Source organism: Mesorhizobium sp. M7A.F.Ca.CA.002.09.1.1, assembly GCF_003998555.1.
Lineage (GTDB): Bacteria > Pseudomonadota > Alphaproteobacteria > Rhizobiales > Rhizobiaceae > Mesorhizobium > Mesorhizobium ciceri.
Genome location: NZ_RZRR01001515.1, coordinates 1 through 594 on the forward strand (window position 1 = coordinate 1; position 594 = coordinate 594).

Annotated in this window: 2 pseudogenes; both read right to left on the reverse strand. The window is 65.3% G+C overall.

Going from position 1 to position 594, the window contains the following annotated elements:
- Positions 1-301 (reverse strand): annotated as a pseudogene (locus tag EN994_RS34370) (cysteine biosynthesis protein CysZ); the annotation flags it as partial.
- A 90-nt stretch (positions 302-391) separates the two neighbouring features.
- A pseudogene (locus tag EN994_RS34375) lies at positions 392-594 on the reverse strand (EamA/RhaT family transporter); the annotation flags it as partial.

The window sequence follows — 594 nt, forward strand, 5'->3', positions numbered from 1 at the left end:
CTTCGGCGATATCGTCGAGGAACAGGCCAGCGACAACAGCCGTCACCGGCGCGATGAGCAACGCCATGCCGAAGGCAAGCGCTATTGCCGCGATGATGCCGCCGAGCCACCCGGCCCAGGACGGCATGCCGGGCAACAGCGTCTGCAGCCACGGCAGCGCCAGCCACTCGACGAGGCTGGTCAGGCCGAACCACAGAGCCACCAGTGCCAGCACGGTCAAGCCCAGCGTCTTGACGAACACGGCCCGGAAGGGAGGCGAAATCAGCTCGAGGGCCGCAGCGCGGGCAGCGTCGAAAATCACCTTGTCACACCCCCGGTTAGCGGACGCCGCCTAAAAGGCGGATGCTTCCGAGATAGGCAGCGCAGGCCATGAGCACAAGCGGGCTGGCGTTTACCGCGCAAACGCCGGCTTTCGAACCGGGATGGTCATGGCAGCGACCCCGGCCACGACAAAACCCATGCCCAGCCATGCCGTCGAACCAAGACTTTCGCCGAGGAAGAGAGCGCCGATGCCGACGCCGATCGGCACGCGCAGATAGGCCTGCGAGGTGGTGCCGACCGAACCCAGCGTGTGGATGAGGCGGAAATAGATAA